Source organism: Hyalangium versicolor (assembly GCF_020103695.1).
Taxonomy (GTDB): domain Bacteria; phylum Myxococcota; class Myxococcia; order Myxococcales; family Myxococcaceae; genus Hyalangium; species Hyalangium versicolor.
In genome coordinates, this window is sequence record NZ_JAHXBF010000011.1 from 281,107 (window position 1) to 306,453 (window position 25,347).

Below are 25,347 nucleotides of genomic sequence, written 5' to 3' on the forward strand. Positions count from 1 at the left end.
GGGAGCGGGAAGCCGAGCGTCAGCTCCCTACCCGCCTGTCGCCGGCCGCATCGCCAATGCCGCCGAACCCACCTCACGCCACCAGGGCGTCGTCTGCTCGACATGGGCGGGCTCCAGTGCGGAGCCCAGGCGTGGAGTGAACAGCCGCACCCGCTGCTCCTCCGCCAGCCGCAGCAGCGTCTCCGCGGGCTCATCCCAGGCATGGAGGGCCAGGTTGAAGGTGCCCCAGTGCACGGGCATCAGCGTGCCACCGCCGAGCATCGCGTGCGCCTTGAGCGCGTTCTCGGGTCCCAGGTGGATGCCACCCCAGCTCGGATGGAACGCGCCCACCTCGAGCATCACCAGATCGAACGGTCCGTGCCGGCGACCGATCTCCTCGAACTCCGTCGTCAGCCCGGTGTCGCCACTGAAGAAGACGCGGCGCTTGTCCGTGGTCAGCACCCACGAGGCCCAGAGCGTGGTGTTGCGATCTCCGAAGCCCCGGCCGGAGAAGTGCTGCGAGGGCGCCGCGGTGAAGCCCAACGGCCCCACGGTGGTCTGTTCCCACCAGTCGAGCTCGGTGATGAGCTGCGGCTCCACGCCAAACGCCTCCAGGCGAGCCCCCACGCCCAACGCGGTGACGAACGGCACACGCATCTTCGCCAGCGCCTGGATGGTGGGGCGGCACAGGTGATCATAGTGGTCGTGCGACACGAGCACGGCATCGAGTTTCGGCAGGGCGCTGAGAGACACCGGCGTGGGGTGGAACCGCTTCGGCCCGGCGAAGCTCATGGGCGAAGCCCGCTCGCCAAAGACGGGATCGGTCAGCACGCGCGCCCCATCCAGCTCCAGGAGCATCGTGCTGTGCCCGAGCCACGTCACCCGGAAGCCACTGCCCGGAGGACGGGCCCACGTGTCCAGGGGACTCTCCAGCGGCAGCACTCCGGGCGGTGTGCGCTGGGCACCACCAAAGAAGTACTCCCCGAGCAGCGGCAGCGGGTTGCCCTGGAGCCCAGGGCCCACGGGTGCCGTGTTGCGGAAGCGGCCGTCCGCGTACTGCCGGGAGGCGAGCGCCCGTTCGAGTCGCAGTCCTGCAAGGTGTCCATCGCGGCGGGAGGAAGACATGGCAGGTTACTAACGCAGGTGCCGGCCGCCTGCGCAACGAACGGAATGCCCCACATATCCTCACAAAGAGGTGCTCTCTCCCAGTGCAAGGAAGCGGCAGCGTTCGGAGAGGCCTGCCTCGGAGAGCTTCGCGCGGAGCGTCTCCTCGGGCTCGAGGAAGTGGGCCCAGCCGCTGCGGTGCACGGGGATGACGAGCCGGGGTTCGAGGAGGCGGCACACCTCGACCACCTGCTGGGCGTTGAAGGTGAAGGGCGCGCGGCCGAGGAGCGGAACCCGAGGGAAACGAACGCCGCCGCAGTGGATGATGGCCACGTCCACCGGCCGGCCGCTCGCGCGCTGGTCGGACAGGAACTGGCGCAGCGCTGGGAAGAGGACGGTGTCTCCGGAGATCCACACGCGAGGAGCCGAGGCCGACTCGGGCTCCAGGAGCAGTCCCATGACTTCATGGACCTGAGGGGTTCCGGCCGGACCGTGGCGAGCCGGTGTAGCGGTGAGCCGGAGTGCCTCGGAGCCGCTCGTCAGGCGCGTGGACTCTCCCGAGGCGAGGCCTACGGTCTTCGCACCAATCCCAAGCCCCTCGCCCGGCTTGCTGGGTCTGCCCGAGGGCGCCGCCGCCGAGAGCCGCGCCGCGCCCGCCTTCGTGGTGATGACCCGGGAGACGGTGCTCTCCGCCAGGAGCGCGCGTCCCTCATGGTCCAGATTGTCCGCGTGGTGGTCATGGCTCAGGAGGACGGCATCGAGCGCCCCGACATCGCCCCTGCCCACCGGAGACCGGTACTCCTTCTCCGAGGCGAACCAGGAGCGCGGCGCGTACCAGGGGCCGAAGTTGTAGTGGGTGCCCGCGGGATCGAACACCGGATCAGTCAACAGCCGCAACCCAGCGATCTCGAGGAGGAGCGTAGCAGTGCCCAGATAGGTGATCTTCATCGTCAACTCCCAGCAGGTATGACCAGCATACCAGTTGGCTCGAACCGCGCCCGGAGAGGAGCCTCCTTCGAGTTCACGGGAGGCTCAAGTGGCACCCAGGTGGCGGCGAAGCCCGCGCTGCCCCGCGGGAGTGACATGGACGACGCGCGAGTCCCGCTCGCGCACGATCCACCCGAGTTCGAGGATGCGCGCCGCCAGAGCCGCTCCGAGCGCACCCGCGAGGTGATCTCGCCGCTCGCTCCAATCCAGGCAGCGGTGCGCGAGGTGACGCCGGAGTTCCCGCAGCGGGGCGAGCTCGATGCCGAAGTCCTGGAACCAGGCCTCACCTTCAGCGGTGACCGCGAATCGGTCTCGCCGGAGCGTGAGCCGCCCGCTCTGGACGAGCGCGTCCGTGATGCCCATCCCGAGGCGTCCGGCGAGGTGATCGTAGCAGTAGCGTGCCTCGCGGAGTGGGACCGGCACATGAGAAGCACTGGAAGGCTTCGCCGCCACGGCCATCAAGGACTCGACCATCCTCGCCACCGCGGGAGAGGCGAGCCGGAACAGCTTGTTCCTTCCCTGGCGAGAAGATGCGAGGAGCCGACCTTTCTCCAAACGCCGGAGGTGCTCCGTAGCGGTGGAGGGGCTGATACCGGTTCCGAACGCCAGCTCCTTGGCCACGAGCAGGCGCCCTTCCATGAGGAGCGCCAGCATCCGGATGCGGGTGGCATCGCCCACGGCTTCGGCGACAGCGCTGAGCTCGGGTGGATCAATCATCGTTCGCTCCAGGACGAACCGTTCCTTAACACGGCCTGAGCCTGAACGGCGACACTGCCCAGGAGAGCGCACGCCATGTCCCAGCCCACCGACCCACTTGCCGCCGTGACCCACCCGGACCCCTATCCCTACTACGCGGAGCTCGCCTCCCATCGAGCCCTGCAACGAGTTCCTGGGCTCGACATGTGGATCGCGGCGGACGCCCGGACGGTTCGCGAAGTTCTCTCCAGCAGACTCTGCCGTGTGAGGCCCGCCTCGGAGCCCGTCCCTGCCCACCTGCGCCACGCCGCATCGGGAGGCCTCTTCGGCAGCCTCGTGCGAATGAACGACAGCCCTCACCACAGCGACGTGAAGCGAGCGCTGGGCACCACACTGCTGCGTGAAATCCCTTCCTTTCGCGAGGAGAGCCGCAGGTGGGCACGGACGCTGTTCGCCGAACCTGAACTCTCTCAGCTACCCGATCGCGCGCTGGCGATGCCCATCTTCGTCGTCGCCAGCCTTCTCGGAGTTCCTTCCATCGAGTTGGAGAACACGAGAGAGTGGGTAGACGCCTACGTACGCTCGGTCACCGCCCCAGCGCTGACGCAGGCGGGCAGCGCCGGGGCCGCACGGCTCATGGAGCAGCTCGACGCCGCACGGGGAGCCGCCCACCGTACCAGGCTACTCGAAGCATTCACGGAGGAAGCCCGCCGTCTCGACTGTCCCGCCGAGTTGCTCACACCGAACGCGGTCGGTCTGCTCACCCAGACCTACGAGGCCACGGCGGGACTGATCGGCTGTACGCTGCTGGCGCTGGCCCGCTCACCAGGGCTGTGCGCACAAGCAGTATCCGGGGACACTCAGCTCGAAGACATCGTCCGAGAGGCCGCGAGGCACGACGCGCCCGTGCAGAACACGCGAAGGTTCGTCGCGGAGACCGGAATGATCGCGGATCAGGTCGTCGAGCGAGGGGAGACAATCCTTGTCCTGCTCGCGGCCGCCAACCGGGACCCTCAGGTGAACCCATCACCGGAAGAATTCATCGCCACGCGCCCCGATCGGTGCCTGTTCACCTTCGGAGTGGGCGCACACGCATGTCCGGGGGAAGCACTTGCCGTCACGCTGGCCTCCGCCGCGGTCGAACGAGTGCTGGAAACCGGCGTCGACCTGATGCCTCTAACGAAGGGAATCACGTACCGCCCTTCGATGAACGCTCGTGTCCTGGGAGGAGTGCCATGATTGCCGTGATCTTCGAAGTGTCGCCGCGAGAAGGACGCCGTCAGGAGTACCTGGACATCGCCGCGTCACTGCGTCCCCTGCTCGCCCGCATCGATGGCTTCATCTCCATCGAGCGCTTCGAGAGCCTGAGCGAGCCGGGGAAGGTGCTCTCCCTCTCCTACTGGAGGGACGAGGCCGCGGTCGCCGAGTGGCGGCGGATGGAAGCCCACCGGAAGGCGCAAGCTGCGGGACGCGCGGAGGTGTTCCAGGACTACCGCCTCCGCGTCGCGCAGGTGGTCCGGAGCTACGGAATGAACGAGCGGGACGAGGCGCCTGCCGACAGCAGAGCCCTCCACCGCTGACTCAGCGTTCGGGTCCTGGTAGGTGTACGACGAGCGCATGTCCGCCGGGTTGAAGCGCGTGTCGAGGTTGATACAGGAGCCGCACAAACAAGGCTGAACCCCAGGGGAGCTAGTCCTCCTACCCTTCACTCCGCGTCGGAGCGAGCACACGCCGCGGCGCGTTCGAGCAACAGGGTCCGTTCGCGTGCGTTGCGCGTGAGCGAGGCAGCGCGCTCGAACTCCACGCGGGCCTCATCGAAGCGTCCAAGCTTGAAGAGGAAGTCACCACGCACGCCCGGCAACAAGTGGTAGTGCTCGAGAGCGCCCTCGGAGGTCAACTGCTCCACGAGCGCAAGGCCCGCCGAGGGGCCGTATGCCATCGAGAGCGCGACGGCGCGATTCAGCTCCACGACGGGGGAGGGAGTGACCTGGGCGAGCTCTTCATAGAGCTCCGAGATACGCACCCAATCCGTCTCGGCCGCGGTCCGCGCTCGCGCGTGGCAGGCGGCAATGGCGGCCTGCAATGCATACGGGCCCCGCGCACCGCCCAGCTTCTCAGCGCGCTCGAGCGCCACGAGCCCACGGCGGATGAGGACATGGTCCCACCGCGCCCGGTTCTGATCTGGCAACAGGATGGGCTCACCCGACGGACCGATCCGCGCCCTGGAGCGCGAGGCCTGGAGCTCCATGAGCGCGACGAGCCCGTGAACCTCGGGATCCTGGGGAACGAGCTCCGCCAGGATGCGGCCCAGACGGAGCGCATCCGCGCAGAGCTCCGGCCGCATCCAGTCCTCCCCGGCGGTCGCTGAGTAGCCCTCATTGAAGATGAGGTAGATGACCTGGAGCACCGAAGCCAGGCGCGCGACACGCTCCTCTCCACGAGGAACCTCGAAGGGAACGTGTGCCTCGGCCAGCGTCCGCTTGGCTCGGACGATGCGCTGGGCGACGGTCGGCTCCGGAACGAGGAACGCGCGCGCGATCTCCTCGGTGCTCAACCCTCCGAGCAACCGAAGCGTGAGCGCCACGCGCGCCTCGGTCGACAAGATGGGGTGACATGCCGTGAACACCAGGCGCAGCAGATCATCGCCCACGTCATCATCGATCGCGGCATCGAGATCCGGAGGAGCCAGCCCCTTGCGCGCCTCGAACTCGTGACCGAGCTCCTCGTGCTTGCGCTCGACGCGCTTGTTCCGGCGAAACTCGTCGATGGCGCGACGCTTCGCGGCGGCCATGAGCCACGCGCCGGGGTTGTTGGGCACGCCCGATGCCGGCCACTGCTCGAGTGCGGCGACCAGGGCGTCCTGCGCCAGTTCCTCGGCGAGGCCCACGTCGCGCACCATCCGCGCCAGCCCGGCAATGAGCCGGGCGGATTCGATCCGCCAAACCGCGAGGATGCTGCGATGTGCGTCTGAAGCCGTCACGGCGCCCGACTTACGCACCTTCCGTGAGAGGTGCAAGACACGAACGCGGCGGATGATCGCGAGCCAACGGCTGTCACGAACTCACCGCACGCGTACAACTCGGGCGACGATGACGGCCCGGAGCTGCTCTCGCGTGGGCAGCTCCGGTTCTTTTTGGGAGCGAGCAGGAATCGAGGCCTACTGGGGCGTGAGCAAAGCCTCACAGCTGGCCAGCGCCCCATTCACGTTGGGCTCGTTCGACACGTCTTCGCAGCGCACGATCAGCAAGCCATCCTCCAACGCGGTCGTGCAGTCGTGCGACGCGCTCACGTTGCGTAAGCCCTGCCCGTCGGGGTTCACGGCCAACGTCCGGGACTCCCACGTCCTCCAGCCTCCCTCCTTCAAGTCATAGGGAGGCACCTCCAGGGACGCGTACATGCCCAGGCCCAGTTCCTGCGCGCCCTCCAGCTCGATGTTGCAGCTGTCCTTGCGCGTCCAGGCACGCAGGGTTCCTTCCGGCCCGCAGGTGCCTGAGACGGAGAAGGTCACGTCTTGCGCCGGGAAGGGACACTTGTTTGCCGAGTCGGCCACAAGCAAAGGGCCCGTACCGGCGAGGCAGAGAACGGCAGCCAGATTCTTCACAAGGGGCTTCATCAATGAACTCCTGTCATGGGACTACGGGGGGAGGAAACCCGTGTGGCTCGCGGGAAAGGCTGTAGAGGACGGCCGCGGCCACCAGGGGCAACGTGATCAGATCGGTCGGATCGGCCACGGCACGGAAGTGCGTCAGGCCCAGCAAGACACCTGGCCCTCTCAGTGCCTCGCAGAAGAGGTTCGCCGCTGGCTGCGAGACCTTCAGCGCCGTGTAGAGGAGCGCGGTGACTCCAGCCCCCGCGGCACTGCGCGCAGGCCGGGACCAACGCGTCACCAGAGCGAGCAGCGCCGAAAGGTACAGCGGCAGGAAGAAGCAGATGGCGACATCCGACAGCTTCCCCGTGAGCGCATTGTGGAAGGCTGGTTTGAGCCAGTGATCATTCACAGCCATGAGAGCCACCGCCGCCACCGGAAGCGGCGAGAGGAACTCAGGCATTGGGGGCAGGAATCTCACAGCGGCCCCTCCCCGCGAGCGAGGGTCCGCAGGAGGATGCCGTCGGTGAGCAACTCCACCGGAGCGCGGTCATCGGTGAGGGGCTCGCCGGTGCGTACCGAACGCAGCTCTCCGGTCACTCGCCGGGCCAGGCGCTGCAGATGTTGCGGGAGCGTGCCGGCGCGCTCGGACAGGCGCGCGGAGAGTCCGGGTTCTCCCGAGAACAGCAGCGTGTTGCTGCGGTTGTGTGCATCCGCGGCGCGCACCTCGGGGAAGACGGCCGCCATCGTCGCCGCCACCGCGTCCACCACCGCGCGCTCCTGGCGGTAGCGGCCTATGTTGAAGCACGCCACCCCGCCAGGGGCGAGATGCGCCTGCACCTCCTCCATGAACTCGCGCGTGGTGAGGTGGAAGGGCACATAGGGGAAGCGAAAGGCATCCACGACAATCGTGTCGTAGTGGCGCGTGTCACGAGCGAGGAAGGCGCGGGCATCCCCCACGTGAACTTCGACCTCATCAGGCAGCGCGAAGTGAGCGCGCGCCAGACGGACCACCTCGGGATCCAGCTCCACGCCCACCACCTGCGCGCCCGGATACGTCTCCAGCAACCCGCGCGCACTGGTGCCCGCGCCCAAGCCCAGCAACAGGACCCGAGGCGCTCGAGGCGCCTGCCGGGCCATGGAGGGTACCAGCAGGTAGTGGGCGAACACCTCCTGGCGAACGGGCTGCCCCGGGATCCAGAGGCTCTGCACCGCGAAGCCTTCGTCGAAGACAAGCTCACGCCCTCCATCCGGGTGCTGCAGCGCCTGCACATACGCATAGGGGGACTCGGCCGTCTCGAGCGCCAACGGGTGCCGAGGCAAGGCCAGCGGCCCCAGCCCCAGCGCCACCAGGGGCACGGGCAAGGCGGCCAGCCTCCAGCGCCAGGGAAAACCCCAACTCGCCGTGGCGCCCAGCAGCAGCCCGAAGAGCGCCATGGCGCGAGCGGTGCCCAGCAGCGGCAGGAGGGCGAAGGCGGCGAGCAACGTCCCCACGATGCTGCCGAGAGTCGAGACCGCTGAGAGGCTCCCCGCGCGACTCCCCGCGGACGTCAGCCCGCCGAGTCCCAGGCGCAGCAGATACGGCCCCACTCCGCCCAGCACCAACAACGGAGGCAGCGTGGCGAGAATGAACAACACCACTCGCCCCAAGGCCGGAAGCGGCTCGCCTTCGAGCACGGCGGAGGTCGCGCCGGGCAGCAGCAAGCGCGCGAGAAATGGCAGCAGCGCCAGATGGGCCGCGACGGCACATAACGCGACGAGCAACGGCTCGGGCCGGCCCAGGCGATCCGCGACGCGCCCTCCGAAGTGCGCGCCGAGCGCCATGCCCCCGAGCACGACAGAGATGAGCGTGGCCCACACGGGCGTGCTGCTACCGAAGTACGGCGTCACCAACCGGGAGGCCGCCATCTCGGCAGCCATCACCGTGGCACCCGTCAGGAACGACAACGAGGCGAGCGAGGGTTTCATAGGGTGAGTGCTCGCCCAGGCAAGTTCTGTTCCACTGCCTGCACGACTCTGAAGACGAGTCCAGACTGAGTCCCTGTGCTCCCCTTCTCGCTCCTCCCTCCATGACATGAGCGTCGCGGTTGGAGGGTTCGAGCGCTCCGCTATGTGTTGGGACTGCGCACCGTCTTCACGGTACGGAGCACCAGGTCACGCATGAAGCGGATGGCTTCGTCATCCTCGACCGTGCTTCGCCAGAGGAGCTCCATGGGCGCGGTGCTGGGCGCGAACGGCAGCACAGTGGTCTGCAGGTGGGGGCGCTGCGCCATGAGTTCTCGTGCGACCACGAGAGGCACGGTGGCGAGCAATGCACTGCCCTCCACAATCGCCCCCACACTATGGAACGTGGGAACCGACACCCGCACACTCCGCTGGATGCCGAGGATGTCCTCCACGACGCCGCGCAGGTCTCCGTTGTACGAGACGATGACGTGGTCGTGCTCAAGGTAGCGCTCCAACGTCAGGCGCTTGCCGACCCGAGCGTGGCGCGGATCGAAGAGGCACACGAAACCACCCGAGAACAGCGTCAGGCGCCGGACGTCTGCCGGCAACTCATCGGCCACCGTCACCGCGAGATCCACCGCCGATGAGCTCAGGGCCTCGGCGATGGTGCGGAATTGGACGGGGATCGAGACGATCCGCATGCGAGGCGCCTCCACGGCGAGCAGCCGAAGGAACGATGGGAGCAGCCACGTCTCATTCACATCCGAGAGCCCGATCCTGATCGTCCTCTCGCTCGTCTTCGCGTCGAACGTCGCGGGAGAGATGGCGGCCTCGACGAGCGCCTGCAGGTGCGTCCGAGCCGAGGCGAACAGCCTCCTCCCACGAGTTGTCAGCGCGAGCCCACGCCCCGCGCGAACGAAGAGCGGTGCTCCCACCGTGGACGTCAGGCGACGGAGCGCCGCGCTCACCGCGGGCTGGGTGAGGTAGAGGCGGTTGGCGGCCTCCGTGACACTGCCCGCCTCCGCGACGACGACGAAGACGCGGAGCAGGTTGAGGTCGAGATCCTTCTCATAGACGCTGTGCATGGTTCGGATACATCCTATTCATTGGATTTCAGCGAGTCGATCCGTACTCTTTGCGCAGAAGGAGAGGCAAGCGATGAGCACGAACGACTCGAAGAAGACGCAGCGCAGGGTGAAGCTCGGCTCCACGGGGCCCGAGGTATTTCCGCTGGGGCTCGGCTGCATGGGAATGTCGGGCATGTACGGCGCGACCGATGACGCTGAGAGCATCCGCGTCATCCAGACCGCGATCGATCGCGGCATCACCCTGATCGACACGGGAGACTTCTATGGCATGGGCCACAACGAAATGCTGGTGGGACGTGCCATCGCGGGCCGTAGGAATCAGGTCCAGATCTCCGTGAAGTTCGGTGGGCTCCGCGGGCCGGACGGGAGCTGGTCGGGAGTGGATACGCGCCCCATCGCGGTGAAGAACTTCGTCGGCTACAGCCTGAAGCGGCTGGGCGTGGAGGCTATCGACATCTACCGCCCGGCCCGGCTGGATCCGGCCGTCCCCATCGAGGACACCATCGGTGCGATCGCGGATCTGGTGAAAGCAGGCTACGTGCGGCACATCGGCTTGTCCGAGGTGGGCGTCGAGACGATCCGCCGCGCGCACCGCGTCCATCCGATTGTCGATCTGCAGATCGAGTACTCGCTCGCCAGCCGTAGCCCCGAGGAAGCCATCTTCCCGGCGCTGGCCGAACTCGGCATCAGCGCGACGCTCTACGGTGTCCTGTCACGAGGCCTCCTCACCGGTAGCAAGCCGAAGGCCCAGGGAGACTACCGCTCCTACCTGCCCCGCTTCGTCGGCTCGAACGCCGAGCGGAATCAGGAGATCGTGACGCAGCTCCAGCGCTTCGCCCAGGAGCGCCGCATGACGCCGGCACAGCTGGCGATCGCGTGGGTGCTCGCACGCCAGCCCACGCTCGTTCCGGTGGTGGGTTCGAGGACCCTGGCGCAGCTCGACGATGCGCTCGGAGCCCTGGAGAAGCCGCTGTCAAAGGACGACCTCTCGGCGCTCGAGGCGCTCGTGAAGCTCTCCGGCACGCGCTACGGCGAGGAGCAGATGAAGCACCTCGACAGCGAGCGCCGGTAACGCGGCCTCTACCGGGACTGCACGCGCTGAGCAATCCGGAGGATGTCCGCGAGCACTCCGGAGGCTGTTACCGCACCGCCGGCCCCCGCGCCTCGCACCAGGAGCGGGAACTCGCGATGCCGCTCGCTGGTGAAGGCCACGAAGGCCTCAGCGCCCTGGAGCTGAGCGGCCGGGTGGGAGCTGTCCACCGCCACGGGCCCCACGCGAACCGCGGGTTGTCCTCGCTCCTGTGCCGCGGGCTCGATCCGAGCCAGGTACCGCAGCACCCTGCCCTCCTGGCGGTACGCCTGGACTCGCGCCTCCATCTGCGTGTCCAGCGATTCGAGACTGCTCAGGAACACCTCGGGAGAGTCCTCCGCGAGCAGCTCGGCGGGGACGAAGGGCTCCAGCACCACGTCCTCCAGATCCAACGTCAATCCCAGCTCCCTCGCGAGGATGAGCGCCTTGCGGCCCACGTCCAGGCCGCTTAGATCCTCGCGGGGATGAGGCTCGGTGTAGCCCCGGGCACGGGCCTCGCGAACCGCGGTGGACAGCGGCACGCCTCGCATCAGCGCTTCGCTCAGGAAGCCGAGCGTGCCCGAGAGCGCGCCCTCCACCCGGTGCACGGTGTCGCCGGTGCGCACCATGGAGCTCAGCGTATCGATGACAGGGAGGCTCGCCCCCACCGTCGTCTCGTAGTGATACGCGCGGCGGTAGCGGCGGGCTTCGACGAACAACCGCTCACGCGCGGGCCAGGGCAGCGCCAGCGGTTTCTTGTTGGCCCCCACCACGTGGATACCTCGGGCAAAGGCCTCCTCGTAGTGCGCCTCCATGCCATCGGCGGCGGTGCAGTCCACCAACACGGGCACGGGCAGCTCGCGCATCCGGTTCAGCAAGAACCGCAGGCCCAGCGGACCTGTAGCCGGTGGAGACTGCGCAGCAAGCCGCTCCAGCAGTCCCTCCTGGATGAGCCCTTGCTCCTCGAAGAGGGCATGGCGGCTGTCCACCAACCCCACCACCCGCAGGGAGACGCCATGCTTGCGCTCCAACCATTCCTGCTGGGCGTACACCTGCGAGAGGAGCTGTCTCCCCACCGTGCCTTTGCCGAGGACCAGCAGACTCACCTGCTGCTCGACGATCTCTGAAGCCACGGGGTGGAGCATGCGCGAGGAAACGGAACTCATGACCTCAGTCCTGGAGGGAGTGAGCGGGACAACAAGGCCGCCATCTGGTCCCACTCGATGAGGAAGGCATCGTGACCGTGGGGGCTCGTCAGGTGGGCCACCTCAGCGGAGCGTCCCTGGCCTCGCAGCTCGTCCACCAACCGCGCCATGTGGTGCGGCAGGAACAGCACGTCCGTGTCGATGCCCACCGCCAGCACGTCCGCCTGGATTCGAGACAATCCCCAGGAGGGCCCATGCCGCCACGATTCTTGAGGCTCTGGGAGCGGAGGAGGCCGCGACAAATCATGATGGTCCATGGCATCCAGCAGCGCCAGGTAGCTGCGCCCATCGAAGCGCCGGACCAGCTTCTCACCCTGGTGCTTCAGATACGTCTGGACGCGGTAGGGCTGCTCGGGCCCCCATCCATCCAGCAACTGGCGACCTTGTTGGACCTCCAACGCCGGCTCCGCGCGGTAGGTGAGCATGGCGAGCTGGCGCGCCACATCCAGGCCGCGCCGCACGTCACGAGGAAAGCCTGGGTCCATGCGCAGCACCTCGCGCGCCACGTGGTTGAAACCCACGACCCAGCTGCTGGCCTGCGCCGCACCAGCGATGGGGGCCAGCCGCTCCACGCGCCCCGGAGCGAGCGCCGCCACGCACAGCGCCACCATGGCGCCCAGGGAGCCTCCGGTGCAAAGCGCCAGCTCACGCACTCCCAGGGCATCGAGCGCCAACAGGAGGCTGCGCGCCTGATCCCAGGTGGTCAGGGTGGCTGGCGTGCCTCCTGGCCTGGAGGGAAAGTCCGCGTCCACGGGCCCCGAGGAGCCGTAACACGAGCCGAGCAGATTGAAGCACAGCAGCCGCATCCGCTGCGGATCCAGCACCCGGCCCGGGCCGATGAGGGGCTCCCACCAGCCCTCCGGCCCACCGGCTCGGGCATCACCGGTCAGTGCGTGGACGATCAAGACGGTGGGCACCGTGGGAGAGAGTGGACGCCGCGCCCGCACCGCCGCGGCATCCGTCTCCTGTCCCCAGCACCATCCGCGGACGTGATGGTGCTCCAGCCGGCTCCCGGCCTCCAAGGTAAGCCCCGGCAGGGCCAGATCGAAGAGGAATGGCGCTCCCACGTTGCCCATGACGACTCAGCTCCTTAGCGCGCGATCGAGGTCCTCGCGGATGTCGTCGAGGTGCTCCAGGCCCACCGACAGCCGCACCAGATCCGGCGTCACGCCGGTGGAGCGCTGCTCCTCCTCACTGAGCTGCTGGTGGGTGGTGCTGGCCGGGTGGATGATGAGTGAGCGGGTGTCACCGATATTGGCCAGCAGGCTCCACAGCTTCACGCTGTTGATGAGCTTGCGGCCCGCGTCCAGGCCGCCCTTGACGCCGAACGTCACCAGCCCGCCGGAGCCGCCGCGGAAGTACTTGCGCGCCAGGCTGTAAGACGGGTCCTCTTCCAGGCCTGGGTAGCGCACCCAGCTCACGTTCGGGTGCGTGCGCAGCCAGCGCGCCACCTCGAGCGCGTTCTGCCCGTGACGCTGCACGCGCAGGTGGAGCGTCTCCAGGCCGTAGATGAAGGCATGGGCATTGTGCGGGCTCAGGCTGGGGCCGAGATCCCTGAGCCCCTCCACGCGCGCCTTGAGGATGAAGGCCAGGTTGCCGAACGCCTCGTGCAGCCGAAGACCGTGGTAGCCGGGGTTCGGATCGGTGAACTCGGGGAACTTGCCGTTGTTCCACGGGAAGTTGCCACCATCCACGATGACGCCGCCGATGGCCGTGCCATGCCCACCGATGTACTTGGTGGCGCTGTGGACGACGATGTTGGCGCCGTGGGCCAGCGGGTTGAAGAGAACAGGAGTGACGGCGGTGTTGTCCACGATGAGCGGCAGGCCAGCCTCCTTCGCCACCTTGGCGATGGCCTCGAAGTCCGGCACGTCCAGCCGCGGGTTGCCGAGCGCCTCCAGATAGATGGCGCGGGTACGAGGCGTGATGGCCTCGCGGAAGGACTCAGGTCGGCCGCCATCCACGAAGCGCGTCTTGATGCCCAGGCGTGGCAACGTCACCTTGAAGAGGTTGTAGGTGCCTCCGTACAGGCTGGAGGAACTGATGATCTCATCTCCCGACTTGAGGATCGTCAGCAGCGCGAGCGTCTCGGCGGCCTGCCCGGACGCCACGGCCAGAGCTCCCACTCCGCCTTCGAGCGCGGCGATGCGCTTCTCGAAGACGTCATTGGTGGGGTTCATGATGCGCGTGTAGATGTTGCCGAACTCCTTGAGCCCGAAGAGGTTGGCCGCGTGCTCCGCGTCCCGGAAGCGGTAGCTCGTGGTCTGGTAGATGGGCACGGCGCGCGAGCCCGTGGTCGGATCGGGCGTGTAGCCAGCGTGGAGGGCGAGCGTCTGCGGGTGGTAATTGGGTGTCTCGGATTGACTCATGGCATGCACCTGGGGTGATGCGGCGCCTCATGGAGGCCGCGGGTGTGGGGTGTCTGGGTTTGTTTGTGTTTCAGGACAGCCGATCCCCGTCAGCGGCGGCACACGTCCCCGGGAAAACAGGAGAGGACGCACGCCGTGCGCAGCGAGAAGCAGCGGAGAGCGGCTGGGGGGCTGTCAGGGGAGGTAACAACGACACATGGCGGCACCATCTCCGCCGGAACTGGGAGAGGGCCTCCCGTCCCGGACTCTTTAGTTGCCCGTGGACTTTGTGTCCCCGAGCCGCATCGTTTGGACACCTTGGAGGTCCGTCTCCAGGTTGTCGGGCTCCTGACGAGAGCCACTCTTGATGCTGGGGAGAATGATTAGCAGCGCACCGGGGCTGCGTCAAGACAGACATGAGCCAACACCTCGTTTCAGGTGTTGGCCCAGCAACTTCCAGGTCACGGGTTGAGCTTGCTCTTGAGGGCCGCCACCAGCGAGCCCAGGGCGTCATCCCCTCCCAGCTCCCAGATCATCGCGCCGCCCAGGTTGTTGCTGTTGATGTAGTCGCCCTTGACGCCCAGGGACGTGGGGTCGTCGTAGCTCACCCACACCTTCGTGGCGGGGTTGTAGACGTAGGGGACCTTGGCCTCCGGGTGGCGGTACTTCACTCCGGCCGGTTCGAGGACAGTGCGGATGTAGTAGTAGTCGAAGAGCCCGGTGTTGCCCCCGTCATCCCAGTTGCCGTGCGCGGCGCCTGACGTGGTCTGGTAGAGCCCGTCTCCCGCGGGGCCCGGCTGCGTGCCCTGCCAGCCACGACCGTAGAAGGGCACTCCCACGACGAGCTTGCTGGCCGGCACCCCCGAGGCGAGGTGGCCCTGCACCGCCTCGTGCGTGCTGTCCTTCAGCGTCTTCGCCGGGTTGCCGCTCTGGTTGTAGAGCGCGGCATGGAAGTTCGTCGTCGCGTCCCACCCTCCGTGCATGTCGTACGTCATGATGTTGACGTGGTTCAGGTACGAGTGGATCTGGGCGAGCTGGATCTTCGAGTACGCGGAGGCGGACGAGCCGGTGGCGATGCTCAGCTGCAGCCCGGGGCGCACCAGGTCGAGCTGGCGGCGGAACTCGGCGAGCACCGCCGTGAAGTTCGCTGTGTCCTCGGGGCGACCGGGCGTCAATCCGCCGATGACCGGGAACTCCCAGTCCACGTCGATGCCGTCGAACACTCCCGCGAGCGCACCGGGCTGCATCCCGGGCAGGTTGCCGCGGATGTACAGATCGACGCACGACGCGACGAAGGCCTGCCGTTTCTCCGCCGTGCTGACGGCGTCCGAGAAGCCACCGGACCAGTCCCATCCGCCCAGGGAGATCATCACCTGGAGCTTCGGGTACTTCGCCTTGAGCTTCTTGAGTTGGTTGAAGTTGCCCTTGAGCGGCTGGTCCCAGGTGTCCGCCTGCCCGTCCACGCTCTTGGAGGCGTCGAAGCCCATCTGGTAGTCGGCCCATGGGTCTCCCTGCGGCGACGCGAGGATGGTGCACTTGCCGTTCACCACGTTGCCGAATGCGTAGTTGAGGTGGGTCAGCTTCGCGGCCGCGCCGCTGGCGTCGAGGCTCTTCGGGTAGAAGGCCCGGCCGTAGACTCCCCAGCGCACGAAGTAGCCCACGAGCTTCTTGGACTTCGCGGTGGTGGCCGTAACCGGAGCGCTGGCGGCCGAGCGGTTGCCAGCGGCATCTCGCGCCTTCACGGTGAAGGTGTAGCTCGTCTCGGGCGCCAACCCAGCCACGCTCACGCTCGTCCCGGTCGAAGTGGCCACAGCCGCCGTGCCGGTGGACAGGAAGATCTCGTACCCGGTGACGCCCACGGTGTCCGTGGCCGCCGTCCAGGCCAGGTCGATGCTCCCAGGTCCCTTGCCCGTGACCGTCACTCCGGACACCACGGATGGAGGCTGCGTGTCCGGCGGCGGCGTCGCGCCACAGGTCAGGCCATTGAGCGTGCAGTTCAGGGGTTCACTGGCGGTGCCGCTCACACTTCCGCAGAAGCCAAACAAGGCCACCGCTCCGGGCGCCAGGCCACCGTTCCACCCGATATCCTTCACCGTCTGCAGAGAGCCCTGCGCTGTCCACTGCCCCTGCCAGACCGAGCTGATCGTCATGTTGGAGACCAGCGAGAACTTCACCGTCCATCCATTGATGGTCGTACCCGTGATGTTGGGCACACGCATCTCCGCGCAGTACCCGCCAGTCCAGGTGGAGGTCACCCTGAAAAAGTTCGAGTTCGCCTCCGTGCTGGCCGTCAATGAGGCGCTGGTGGCCGAGCGGTTGCCAGCGGCGTCCCGCGCCTTCACGGTGAAGGTGTAGTTCGTGCCCACCACCAGCCCTCCAATACTCACGTCCGTTCCCGTCGGCGTGGCCACTGGGGTGCTGCTCCCAGCAAGGAAGACCTCGTAACCCGTGACGCCCACATTGTCCGTGGCGGCGGCCCACGACAGGTCGAGGCTCGTCGTCGTCCTGCTCACCAGAGTCAATCCCGTCACGGTCGACGGCGACTGCATGTCCGTAGGGGAAGTGCTGCCACAAACCTGTCCGTTGAAGGTGCAGTTCAGGGGTTCACTGACGGTGCCACTCTGGGCGCCACAGAAGCCGAACAAGGCGGATTCCCCTACAGCCAAGGCACCATTCCACCCGGCATCCTTCACCGTCTGCTCCGAGCCCTGCGCCGTCCACTGCCCCTGCCAGACCGAACTGATCGTCATGCCGGAGGCCAGCGAGAACTTCACCGTCCATCCATTGAGGGCCGAACCCGAAGTGTTGGGAACCTGCAACTCCGCGCAGTACCCGCCAGTCCAGACCGAGGTCGTCCGGAAGGTGAATCCCGAGTTGGCGAGGGTCTGGCCGCGAGCGACGGTGGATGGGAAGTTCGCGCCGCTCGCCGCCTGGCCAACACTGGCGGAGAACATCACCAGCAGGAAGCCGAGCCGGAGCGAAGCAGGGACAAATGCCGGGTGTTGCAAAGACAGGGAATCCATATGGCACCTCTCGACTTCCTCCGGCGCTCGAGAGAGTTGATGCAGCGCGCGGAAATTTGTCGGTCGATGCTTTGAGAGTAATGAATGCCCGCTCGGAGCACCTCCCGTCCCCAGACCAGGGTTCCCCTCGCCTCCACGTTGCGAAAGGCCACAACACTGTCTTTGAGACGGCTCGGCTCAGTGCTGATCAGGAGAGCCCTCCCAAAGGGCAGTCACCTTCCCCTGATCGGCCTGACGCCCGATCTCCTCAGTCTGGGGAGATCGGGTCGCCATAGCGACCCCGATCTACCAACATCTGCTGCTGGAGCAGACGTCTGCCCGCGGCTTCACAGCTTGCCCCAGCATGCTCCCGGAGCGGGGCACCTCCCGCTCACTGGCCGCGTCCGGGATACGGACGGGCCTGCTTGATGTAGAGCGTGGCGGGCTGGCTGGGTGCCTCGTCGTTGTCGTACTTGAACTCGACATCCATGGCGTACCACCCGTTGTTGCCAGCCGCGGGACCGTATGCCGCGGAGAACCGCTTGTGGATGGCGTCCAGGGCGACCCCCAGTTGATGGACCTGGGCCGCGGAGAGCACGGTCGTGCCGTCCTGGACCAGGTTCGAGTGCGTCATGTACGTCACCGGCTGGTTCGGCTCATTGAAGAAGTAGAGGATCTGGTCACTCGTCACTCCCGGAGGCGGAGCAACGACTTCCGCGTCACCGCCGAACTGGACGTTCACGTAGAAGGCCGGATCCAACCCCGTGCTGTCGAAGGGGTTGCTGGTGGTGGCCACGCCGTTGGCCTCTTCGTCCGGGAAGTTCTGATGGACCAGGAGGGCCATGCCCACGGACTTGTGGTCCACACCGTAGTAGCTGCGCTCCTCGAACGAGCGGAACTGCCAGGCGCTCGCGTACGTCTTCCGGATCGCACCCAGGACGTCCTCCCAGTCCGCGGGATCGCCCGTGTGCGAGTCGTAGCACCCGGCGCAGGGGAACCCTTCGAGATCCTCGCTGTTCGTGCTCGTGCGGAACCGCACCTTGGCGCCTGGAGCAAACTCCCTGGCAATCCAATCCTTGAGAATCGCCTGGAACTCCGTGTTCATGGGCGCGCTCTTCATCGCATCTCGGAAAGCATTGAGCTTGTCGTCGCGAACCTGGGGATCCGTCTTGAAGGCCGGGTCCGCGAGCATCGCGTCAAGCTGATCGTAGAACCCGTTCTCCCGCATGAACTGGTCGTAGTAGTAGACGGGAATCGCGAACGCCTTCCGGATGGGGATCGCGTCCGTCTTGAAGAGGATGGAGTAATGAGCGGCCTTGCCTCCGTAGGCGAGCACCGCTTTCTTGATGTCCTCGCGGAGTGAGCCATTCGGTGTCTCGGGCGTCACGTCCTCGATATGGACGATGTCCTTCACCGAGAGATTGAGCGCGGGGAGCGTCACGGGAGGCGGCTTGTGGGCTGCCCAGAACGCCTCGGCCTCTTCCTGGGTTGCCTCGCGAATGGTCCACCCGGAGGAGCCCACGGTGAGCTGCACCAGCTTGCCTTCGAGCGCCCGCAGCTGGGTATTCGTCATCGCTCCGCGCAGGCCCATGTTCGGCGTGTGCCGGTTCTGCGAGAGCACGTTCACGTGGGACAGCGGCGTCTGGAATTCCTGGGTGATGAGCCCCTGCACGACGGAGATGTCATTGGGAGCCTCGTCGAGGACGACGATGTCCTCATACGAGAGATACTGATCCTCCAGCTCCGCCACCGTCGAGAAACGGAGCCGCCCGACCCCAGACCCGAGCGACAGTGGCTGATAATCGATGGCCGCATAGAGCTCGTCGGTGGTCTTGATCGGAATGCCGGAGAGCCGTGCGGCCTCTACCTCCACTGCGGCGGAGGTGGGGTGGAAGACCAGCTCCGAGCCGAAGAAGGCCGACTTCTTCACCGTCTCGTAGAGCGTGGTGATCATCGCCGCGGACGCGGTGTCATACGGAGAGATCTCGAGCGCCCAGATCCCTGGCCCCTCGTAATAAGTCACTGCGCCCAGCACGAAGCGCCGCTCGGGGCTGTAGTACTCGGTGGCATTGAACGTCGCGAGCTGCGGAACAATGGGCTTGCCATTCCCGGACAGGTGCGTCGACGCGAACTGATAGTGGATTTGGTACAGGACGCTGTTCTGGAAGTAGAGCGCGTTGCTGTCGGCCTGATCCAGGATGACCTTCACGGACCGAGCGCCCGGCAGGTTCGAATCGATGGGCTCGGAGGCCAGGGCCTGGAAGTCCTCCGTGCAGCCAACCTGGTTCAGGAACTCCGTGGACTGAGTGCCGCTCGGGATCTGGCACTCCCACTGAACGGGAGGCTCGCCCGGATCGGTCGTCTTGTCGCTGCATGCGGACGACAGCAGGCCGCACACCAGCGCGACGCCCCACAACGGCTTCAATGAGTGACTTGCGAACATCGGGTTTCCCTCAAGGAACCAGCGAGAAGCAATAGATGGCGCCGTAGCCGCCACCCGAGCCCACGGTGTTGGAGTTCGGATCAGGCCCGCCCGTCTCCAGGAGGTTCACGCCCGGGGCGCACCCGGACTCGTCGAGCGAGGACATCCAGTTGTCCATGCTTCCTCCCCCAGGCCCGCCGCCAAAACCTCCATCCGGTCCAGGCCCGCCGCCAAAACCTCCATCCGGGCGTGGACCGCCCATGCCTCCATCTGGACGCGGACCGCCCATGCCTCCATCCGGACGCGGACCGCCCATGCCTCCATCTGGGAACCCACCGAACCCTCCATCGAAGTCACCGCCGCCGCCACCACCACCAGCCCCCGTGCGCGGCCACGAGTGCCCCACTCGAGGCCGACCCTCACTCTCGTCACCGGTCGCGGCTGTCCAGTCCTTGCAGGTCGCCGTCGCGCTGTAGAGCTGTCCAAGCTCGTTGGTTCCCGTCAGCGTGTCGTGGTTGTCCACCGCTGGCTGGAGGGGATCGGGACGATGATTGGGGACACCGTCCTCGTTCGGGAAATCGTTCACGATGAGCGTATGAGCGCCCGTGGGCCGCGTGGTGAGCAGGTCCGCCTTGGAGTTGGCCAGAAGCCTCCCGAGCCGGTCGTACCAGGGCCCATTGCCAATCCGATCGATGGCGTTGACCTGCTTGCCATCCTCGCCCGCCACAGCGCTCAGGAAGGCCCGCCAGGGTTTCTGGCCCGCTCCCGGCAGGCTGCGCTCGGCGATGGTGGCGCAGATTTTGTCCGCTCCACGAAGACCGGCACCGGGCCCTGTCTCACCGAAGCGAAAATCCCCGCCAAAGCCACTGGCATTGCCAGACAGCTCCTGCATCGCCTTGAGGCTGGTGACGAAGAAACTGAACGTCGGGAGCGTCCCCGCATCGAGGTCCGAGCCAGCATCAGCGGAAGGCTCTTCCCCGGATGGGGGGGCATCATCGTTGCAGCCAAGGGCCCCGAGCAGCAGCGCGCCGCCCAGTGAAAGCCATGGCCTTCGGAACAGGTGTCTTTTCATCGCCTCACGTCTCTCTCGAGTGAAAGCAGGTTCGATGCGGCGCTCAGCCGCAGGTCAGGTCGGCACGGCACGTCTGCCCACCCGGGCACTGGGAGTTCTCACTGCACGACACGAGCCCGGGGATCTCGACCGCGTGCTCCACCTCGGAGGAGACGACGAGATCGACGCGCCCGGGAGCAATCGTCGTGGAACCCACCGCCTTGCGCGCCACGATGACGGTCGGGTACCCCGCGGCCCCGAGGTTGAGCAGTTGGGTCACCAGGGTGGCCGGCAGTTGCAGCGAACCGGTGTCCGCCGCATCGCACTCGATCATCCCGCGCGTGCCACCATGGTGACTGATATCCAGCTTGACGTGGATCTTCGACAGGTCCGCCTGCCCCGGAGCCTTCCAGTTCAACGTCACGGGCTGGTTCTGCTCGATCCGGATGGTGGAGTTGAGAAGTTCGAGCGGAGCAATGCCTCGGGTTTGCACCGAGAACGCGGGATAGTACGAACCTGCGGCGTCGGCCCGGATGGTGTCTCCCTCACTGAAGGCCGGGAAGGGTAGGTCGACACTCGTGGGGGGCTGGTAGTTGTTGGCGACGGGGTCCATCGAGAACTCGGTGGCACCCGAGGCTGCCCGAAGCCCCTGCACATGAACGGAGCCGACGCTGCGCGAAGTGGGATAGGGCTGGCAGGTATCGTTCTCGACGCATACGGCGCTCCCTCCGCACGGCGTGTTGCAGAAGGGAACCCGGGGGGTCAACAGCTGGCAGTCACCGGACTGGGCCGCCTTCTCCCAGACAATCTGGGAGGGAATGGCGCCGTCGTAGACCTTGCCCACCACGGACGTGTACCCCGGCGTCGCCGGCGAACCTCCCGACGCGGGAGTCGACGCCACCAGCAGCACCTGGAAGGAGCCCGCCAGAACTTTGGGATCTCCCGTTGGGGGATCCTCGACTCCTGCATCCGGGACAGGGGTTTCTTCCTCGGAGGAAGAGCACCCCGCGAAGAGCAGTCCCAGGGCAAGCAACAGTGACCGGCGAATGGCGTGGGGGGGGATCATCGCCAGGAACCGTGTCACGAACGTCTTACGAATCTATGACGGTTCTGTTTCGAAATGATTAAGCGGCGCCGGATTCCCACACAAGGCAGGTGTCTGAAGCCCTCCTGTCGTCGGCGTTACGGACCGTTTTCGAAGGGATTACGAAAGATTTCGTCGCGCCTGCGGCGGATCAGACCGTGTTACCCGTAAAGGCATGCGCCTCCTGTCAAAGCAATTCCAGGCAATGGCCATGGCTGGGTTTCTCGCCATGGGTTGTGGTGGAAGCACCTCTACCCCGGACGACGGCAACACCGATAGCGATCCCGAGTCCGGCCCGCTGATGCCGTGGAAGGCGGGAAACCGCTGGAGCTTCCGCGTCACGGAAGATGGCCAGACCTCGACGAAGGAGACCACCGTGGGAGAGCTGGAGCCAGTGGGAGGTACGGGACCCTACAAGGACCTCCTCGTGAACAAGGTGGTCACGATGAAGGGGGCCGGCGACAAGACGCTGAGCTGGCAAGCCGTGTCGGAAAAGCGGCTGGTGCGATACCGCGAGCAGTCCTTCCGTGCGAGCACGGGGGAGTTGGAGCTCGATGAGACGTGGGATCCTCCAAAGCTCCACGTCGACGAGTCGGCCGCGCACACCACGGAGGGCGCGAGCTGGCTGGAGGATTACAAGGAGACGAAGCAGCCAGATGCGGGCGCGGCTACGACGGAGACGAACCACGACCGATGGACGGTGGTGGCCGATGACGAGTCCGTCACGGTCCCGGCGGGGACGTTCCGTGCAACCGTGCTGCGCAAGACCGGTGGCAGCACGACGAAGACGTACTGGTTCGTCCGAGGCATCGGCAAGGTGAAGGAGAGCGGAGGCCAGCTCGAGGAGCTGACCAGCTACGAGGTGGCACCGTAGCGGCGCGGCTCAGTGCAGCGAGGCTCCGGCCGCAGCCGTCTGCGTTGGCAGCCCGAGCGCCGCCCGGCATGTCTTCGTGTAGAGGTCACGAAAGATATTGTTGGGGTCGGTGAGCTGCTTCACGGCCTGATAGGAGTCCTTGTTCCAGATGCTCCAGAAGGTTTGCTCGTCGTAGTAGTTGTAGGAGATGAGCGTCTTGGTGCCGTTGACCTGGAGCAGTTCGTCCTCGAATTCCTTGTAGAGGTTGCGGTCGGACTGCTGCTTGAGCCCGTAGATGGCGAGATCGAGGAACAACGGATCGTTCACGCCGGCCCACCATCGGGGCGTGAGCCATTCGTAGTCCCACATGCGGCGGTAGGGCACGCACCACACTGGGTAGAAGTGCATCTCACGGTGGTACCAGTCCATGAACTCGGCGGTGCGCGAGAAGGGAACGAACAGGTCCACGATGACCGACGGGTTCTTCTTGGGCAGAAAGCGATGGAATCGGTCCGCGGCCCTCAACACGCTGTCCGAGTGCACCAGCTTGCCGAACAGCGCCCGGCCCACGGGGCTCCTCGGGAAGACGTGGGTCACGCCCCGATCGTAGCGAAAGAGGTAGTCGTAGGTCCTGAGGTAATCCTCGGAGAGCCGAGGGATGCTCTCGCAGTACGCCTTGAGCCAGTCATAGCGGCTCACGTACGGGGCTCGCTCCACGAAGCGGCCCACACAGAGCACATGCTTCGTGGGTGAGAAGATCTGGCCGTCGAGGTAGTCGGCACCCTCCGAGGAGAAATGCCGCCAGATGGCCTGCTGGAAGGCTTCGAGCGTCTCGTAGGTCTCATTCCTCACGTGCACGTAGGGTGAGGCGGGCACGAGCCTGAACCGGAGCTTCGAGAGGACCCCGAGCGTCCCGAACGAGCCGTGGATCATCTGGAAGATGAGCGGATGCTGGTCCGGGGAGCAGTGCAGCACGTCTCCCCTGGCGGTGATGAGTTCGTACTCGAGACAGGTGTCGTGGAAGCCACCGTACCGGAAGGACATGGATTCGATGGAGCAACCCGCGACAGAGCCTCCGAGCGTGATGGTCTTGTGCTCGGGGACGATGATGGGGACGAGCCCGTAACGCAGCGTCGCGCGAACCACCTCGTCGAAGGTGACGGCAGGCTCGACGGTGCAGGTCCTGGCCACGGGATCGATCTCGAGGATCTGGTCGAGATCGCTCAGATCGATCTTCTCGTCGTTGCGACGCTGATCAGAGCGCTTGGGGACCTGATGCGGTGGAGTCTTCTTCTTGAAGGACACGGGCCGAGTTCTCGTGCGGTGCCGCAGTTGCCGGGCGATCCGCTCGATCTTGGCCGCATGACGGGCGTCCTGCCATGAGGGTTCTTCCGACCACAGCACGCCGGGCTCCGACTCCAGTTGCATTTCATTCCTCCAGCCACTGAATGTGGTGGAGAAGTCGGTGGCCGGTGAGCCAGGGCTCACAGGCCTTGCCCTCGCTCGCTCGACTGCCTTGCTTCCTGCGGCGCACCACCCTGCTCTGGACTGTGTCGCCTGGGATCAAAGCCCCAGGTCTGACAAGCCGGGATGGTCGTCCGGCCGTCTACCCTGAGGCCAACGGAACTTGCGCTGGGCCTCGGCAATCGGCAGGTCGTTGATGTTCGCATAGCGCCGCTTCATCAGTCCGTTCGCGTCGAACTCCCAGTTCTCGTTGCCGTACGAGCGGAACCAGTTGCCGGAGTCATCGTGCCATTCGTACGCGAAGCGGACAGCGATGCGGTCACCGCTGAAGGCCCACAGTTCCTTGATCAACCGGTACTCGAGTTCCTTCGCCCACTTGCGAGTGAGGAACGCGACGATCTCCTGGCGGCCGGTGATGAACTCGGAGCGGTTCCGCCAGGCACTGTCGGGGGTGTACGCGAGGGCCACGCGCTGAGGATCGCGAGTGTTCCATCCATCCTCAGCAGCCCGGACCTTCTGAGCTGCGGCTTCATTCGTGAAAGGCGGGAGCGGTGGGCGGAGTTCGGGGTTGGACATGGGGCGCCACCTTACCCAGGTGGCGCCACCGTGCACAGGCGCTGCTCTCCAGGCAGAAGATGCCCTCCTTCGCCTTCCTGTGCTGGCCATCCTCTACTCGTTGAAGACACCCCTCGCGCCGTGGGGAGGCTGGAGCAGGCCTTCCTGCCGCGCGAACATCGCGAGTTGGTATTTGGTCAGGCGCGAGGCTCTCGGGAGCCCGGCGGTGAGCACCTCCAGCCATCTGGGTGCCCTACCCGCCGTCTTCACCTCCAACACCCGCTCAGGAATACCGCCGATCACCGGCCCCGGCCGGGCGAGCTCTCCAGGCGTGCCCAGAGCCGAGGGCAGCGCGAAGAGGATCTGCTCGTCCAACGCGAGGCGCACCCCACTCTGCTCCGCCGTGAAGGTCCTCCGCCGGAACCACGTCACCACGCGAGGAGCAATGCGACGCCTGCACAGTTCCTCGACCACCGAGGGCTCCAGCATCTCTCGCAGCCGCGCCTCCACCTGCATCCGTCCCTCCGGTGAACCCGAGAACAGGCCCGTGAGCTGCTGCTGGGGAATGCTCAGCCGGCGGTGCGTCCGGATCTGCGCGGTCGACTCTTTTCGCTCCAGGAAGCAGGCTCCGGTGAACGTGGGCGTCGCACTGAAATCCAGCGCTCGGGCGTACTCACGCACCCGGAGCCGACGGCTTCCTGGCCCCTGGGAGCGAAGGAAGAGGAAGTCCGGCGTGTCCAGGTACGTGGTGCGCAGGTAGAGCACGGGCCGCGCCAGTTCCTCCACCACGGGCACCGTGTGGTGGGTGATGGCGTGGAAGAAGAGCGGCGTCTCGTCCTCGCTGAGCAGGAAGCGCTGCTCGCGGTCGTAGCCCGCATCGGGCGGGATCGAGTCGTGGCTCATGGCT

22 protein-coding genes and 1 riboswitch are annotated in these 25,347 nt (G+C 66.4%); of the genes, 4 read left to right on the plus strand and 18 right to left on the minus strand.

All coding sequences use genetic code 11. The features are described 5' to 3' along the window. Positions 1–27: 27 nt before the first annotated feature. From KY501_RS23920 to KY501_RS23930, 3 genes are all read right to left on the minus strand, one after another. Positions 28–1,104, minus strand: coding sequence for an MBL fold metallo-hydrolase (locus KY501_RS23920; RefSeq protein ID WP_224365565.1), 1,077 nt, complete (start codon positions 1,102–1,104; stop codon positions 28–30). 60 nt (positions 1,105–1,164) lie between these two features. Continuing rightward, positions 1,165–2,031: an MBL fold metallo-hydrolase gene (locus KY501_RS23925; RefSeq protein ID WP_224365566.1), complete on the minus strand. Its 867-nt coding sequence runs from the start codon at positions 2,029–2,031 to the stop codon at positions 1,165–1,167. Between the two features lie 84 nt (positions 2,032–2,115). Then, entirely contained in the window at positions 2,116–2,787 is a 672-nt protein-coding gene (locus KY501_RS23930; protein ID WP_224365567.1) for an ArsR/SmtB family transcription factor, read from the minus strand. Between the two features lie 75 nt (positions 2,788–2,862). Between KY501_RS23930 and KY501_RS23935 the strand changes: the two genes are divergently transcribed. Both KY501_RS23935 and KY501_RS23940 read left to right on the plus strand, forming a co-directional pair. Next, positions 2,863–4,005, plus strand: coding sequence for a cytochrome P450 (locus tag KY501_RS23935; protein ID WP_224365568.1), 1,143 nt, complete (start codon positions 2,863–2,865; stop codon positions 4,003–4,005). Next, positions 4,002–4,346, plus strand: coding sequence for an antibiotic biosynthesis monooxygenase family protein (locus KY501_RS23940; RefSeq protein WP_224365569.1), 345 nt, complete (start codon positions 4,002–4,004; stop codon positions 4,344–4,346). The genes KY501_RS23935 and KY501_RS23940 overlap by 4 nt, the downstream gene beginning before the upstream one ends. Positions 4,347–4,471: 125 nt before the next feature. Here KY501_RS23940 and KY501_RS23945 read toward each other — a convergent pair whose 3' ends face one another. From KY501_RS23945 to KY501_RS23965, 5 genes are all read right to left on the minus strand, one after another. Continuing rightward, positions 4,472–5,746: an RNA polymerase sigma factor gene (locus KY501_RS23945; RefSeq protein ID WP_224365570.1), complete on the minus strand. Its 1,275-nt coding sequence runs from the start codon at positions 5,744–5,746 to the stop codon at positions 4,472–4,474. Positions 5,747–5,923: 177 nt separating this feature from the next. After that, positions 5,924–6,379, minus strand: a complete 456-nt coding sequence (locus tag KY501_RS23950; protein WP_224365571.1) for a hypothetical protein — start codon at positions 6,377–6,379, stop codon at positions 5,924–5,926. A 13-nt stretch (positions 6,380–6,392) separates the two neighbouring features. Next, positions 6,393–6,815 (minus strand): hypothetical protein, encoded by a 423-nt coding sequence (locus KY501_RS23955; RefSeq protein ID WP_224365572.1) that lies wholly within the window; start codon positions 6,813–6,815, stop codon positions 6,393–6,395. A 14-nt stretch (positions 6,816–6,829) separates the two neighbouring features. Then, positions 6,830–8,320 (minus strand): spermidine synthase, encoded by a 1,491-nt coding sequence (locus KY501_RS23960; protein WP_224365573.1) that lies wholly within the window; start codon positions 8,318–8,320, stop codon positions 6,830–6,832. 140 nt (positions 8,321–8,460) lie between these two features. Continuing rightward, positions 8,461–9,384, minus strand: coding sequence for a LysR family transcriptional regulator (locus tag KY501_RS23965; protein WP_224365574.1), 924 nt, complete (start codon positions 9,382–9,384; stop codon positions 8,461–8,463). Between the two features lie 73 nt (positions 9,385–9,457). On the opposite strand from KY501_RS23965, the gene KY501_RS23970 reads away from it, so the two are divergent. After that, entirely contained in the window at positions 9,458–10,459 is a 1,002-nt protein-coding gene (locus KY501_RS23970; RefSeq protein ID WP_224365575.1) for an aldo/keto reductase, read from the plus strand. Between the two features lie 8 nt (positions 10,460–10,467). On the opposite strand, the gene KY501_RS23975 is transcribed toward KY501_RS23970, so the two are convergent. From KY501_RS23975 to KY501_RS24005, 7 genes are all read right to left on the minus strand, one after another. Continuing rightward, positions 10,468–11,622 (minus strand): homoserine dehydrogenase family protein, encoded by a 1,155-nt coding sequence (locus KY501_RS23975; protein WP_224365576.1) that lies wholly within the window; start codon positions 11,620–11,622, stop codon positions 10,468–10,470. Beyond that, the gene (locus KY501_RS23980; RefSeq protein WP_224365577.1) at positions 11,619–12,737 is read right to left on the minus strand and encodes a homoserine O-acetyltransferase family protein; all 1,119 of its coding nucleotides are present in this window, start codon (positions 12,735–12,737) and stop codon (positions 11,619–11,621) included. The genes KY501_RS23975 and KY501_RS23980 overlap by 4 nt, the downstream gene beginning before the upstream one ends. A 6-nt stretch (positions 12,738–12,743) precedes the next feature. Continuing rightward, positions 12,744–14,030 (minus strand): O-acetylhomoserine aminocarboxypropyltransferase/cysteine synthase family protein, encoded by a 1,287-nt coding sequence (locus KY501_RS23985; RefSeq protein ID WP_224365578.1) that lies wholly within the window; start codon positions 14,028–14,030, stop codon positions 12,744–12,746. A gap of 239 nt (positions 14,031–14,269) precedes the next feature. Further along, a riboswitch (SAM-I-IV-variant riboswitch) is annotated at positions 14,270–14,385 on the minus strand. Between the two features lie 85 nt (positions 14,386–14,470). Next, the gene (locus KY501_RS23990) at positions 14,471–17,032 is read right to left on the minus strand and encodes a glycosyl hydrolase family 18 protein (RefSeq protein WP_224365579.1); all 2,562 of its coding nucleotides are present in this window, start codon (positions 17,030–17,032) and stop codon (positions 14,471–14,473) included. Between the two features lie 370 nt (positions 17,033–17,402). Continuing rightward, positions 17,403–19,454 carry a PEP/pyruvate-binding domain-containing protein gene (locus KY501_RS23995; protein WP_224365580.1) on the minus strand — a complete coding sequence of 684 codons (2,052 nt, stop codon included), beginning with the start codon at positions 19,452–19,454 and terminating at the stop codon, positions 17,403–17,405. A gap of 10 nt (positions 19,455–19,464) precedes the next feature. Next, positions 19,465–20,505, minus strand: coding sequence for a hypothetical protein (locus KY501_RS24000; protein ID WP_224365581.1), 1,041 nt, complete (start codon positions 20,503–20,505; stop codon positions 19,465–19,467). Positions 20,506–20,548: 43 nt separating this feature from the next. Further along, complete coding sequence (locus KY501_RS24005; RefSeq protein ID WP_224365582.1) at positions 20,549–21,568, minus strand: hypothetical protein; 1,020 nt, start codon at positions 21,566–21,568, stop codon at positions 20,549–20,551. A gap of 211 nt (positions 21,569–21,779) precedes the next feature. Between KY501_RS24005 and KY501_RS24010 the strand changes: the two genes are divergently transcribed. Continuing rightward, a complete protein-coding gene (locus tag KY501_RS24010; RefSeq protein WP_224365583.1) occupies positions 21,780–22,442 on the plus strand; it encodes a hypothetical protein in 663 nt (220 codons plus the stop codon). Between the two features lie 9 nt (positions 22,443–22,451). On the opposite strand, the gene KY501_RS24015 is transcribed toward KY501_RS24010, so the two are convergent. The 3 genes from KY501_RS24015 to KY501_RS24025 form a co-directional block, all read right to left on the minus strand. Beyond that, entirely contained in the window at positions 22,452–23,849 is a 1,398-nt protein-coding gene (locus tag KY501_RS24015) for an FAD-binding oxidoreductase (protein WP_224365584.1), read from the minus strand. Between the two features lie 135 nt (positions 23,850–23,984). Beyond that, on the minus strand, positions 23,985–24,461 hold the full coding sequence (locus KY501_RS24020; RefSeq protein WP_224365585.1) for a nuclear transport factor 2 family protein: 477 nt from the start codon (positions 24,459–24,461) through the stop codon (positions 23,985–23,987). A 93-nt stretch (positions 24,462–24,554) separates the two neighbouring features. After that, on the minus strand, positions 24,555–25,343 hold the full coding sequence (locus KY501_RS24025) for a VTC domain-containing protein (protein WP_224365586.1): 789 nt from the start codon (positions 25,341–25,343) through the stop codon (positions 24,555–24,557). Between the last annotated feature and the right edge of the window lie 4 nt (positions 25,344–25,347).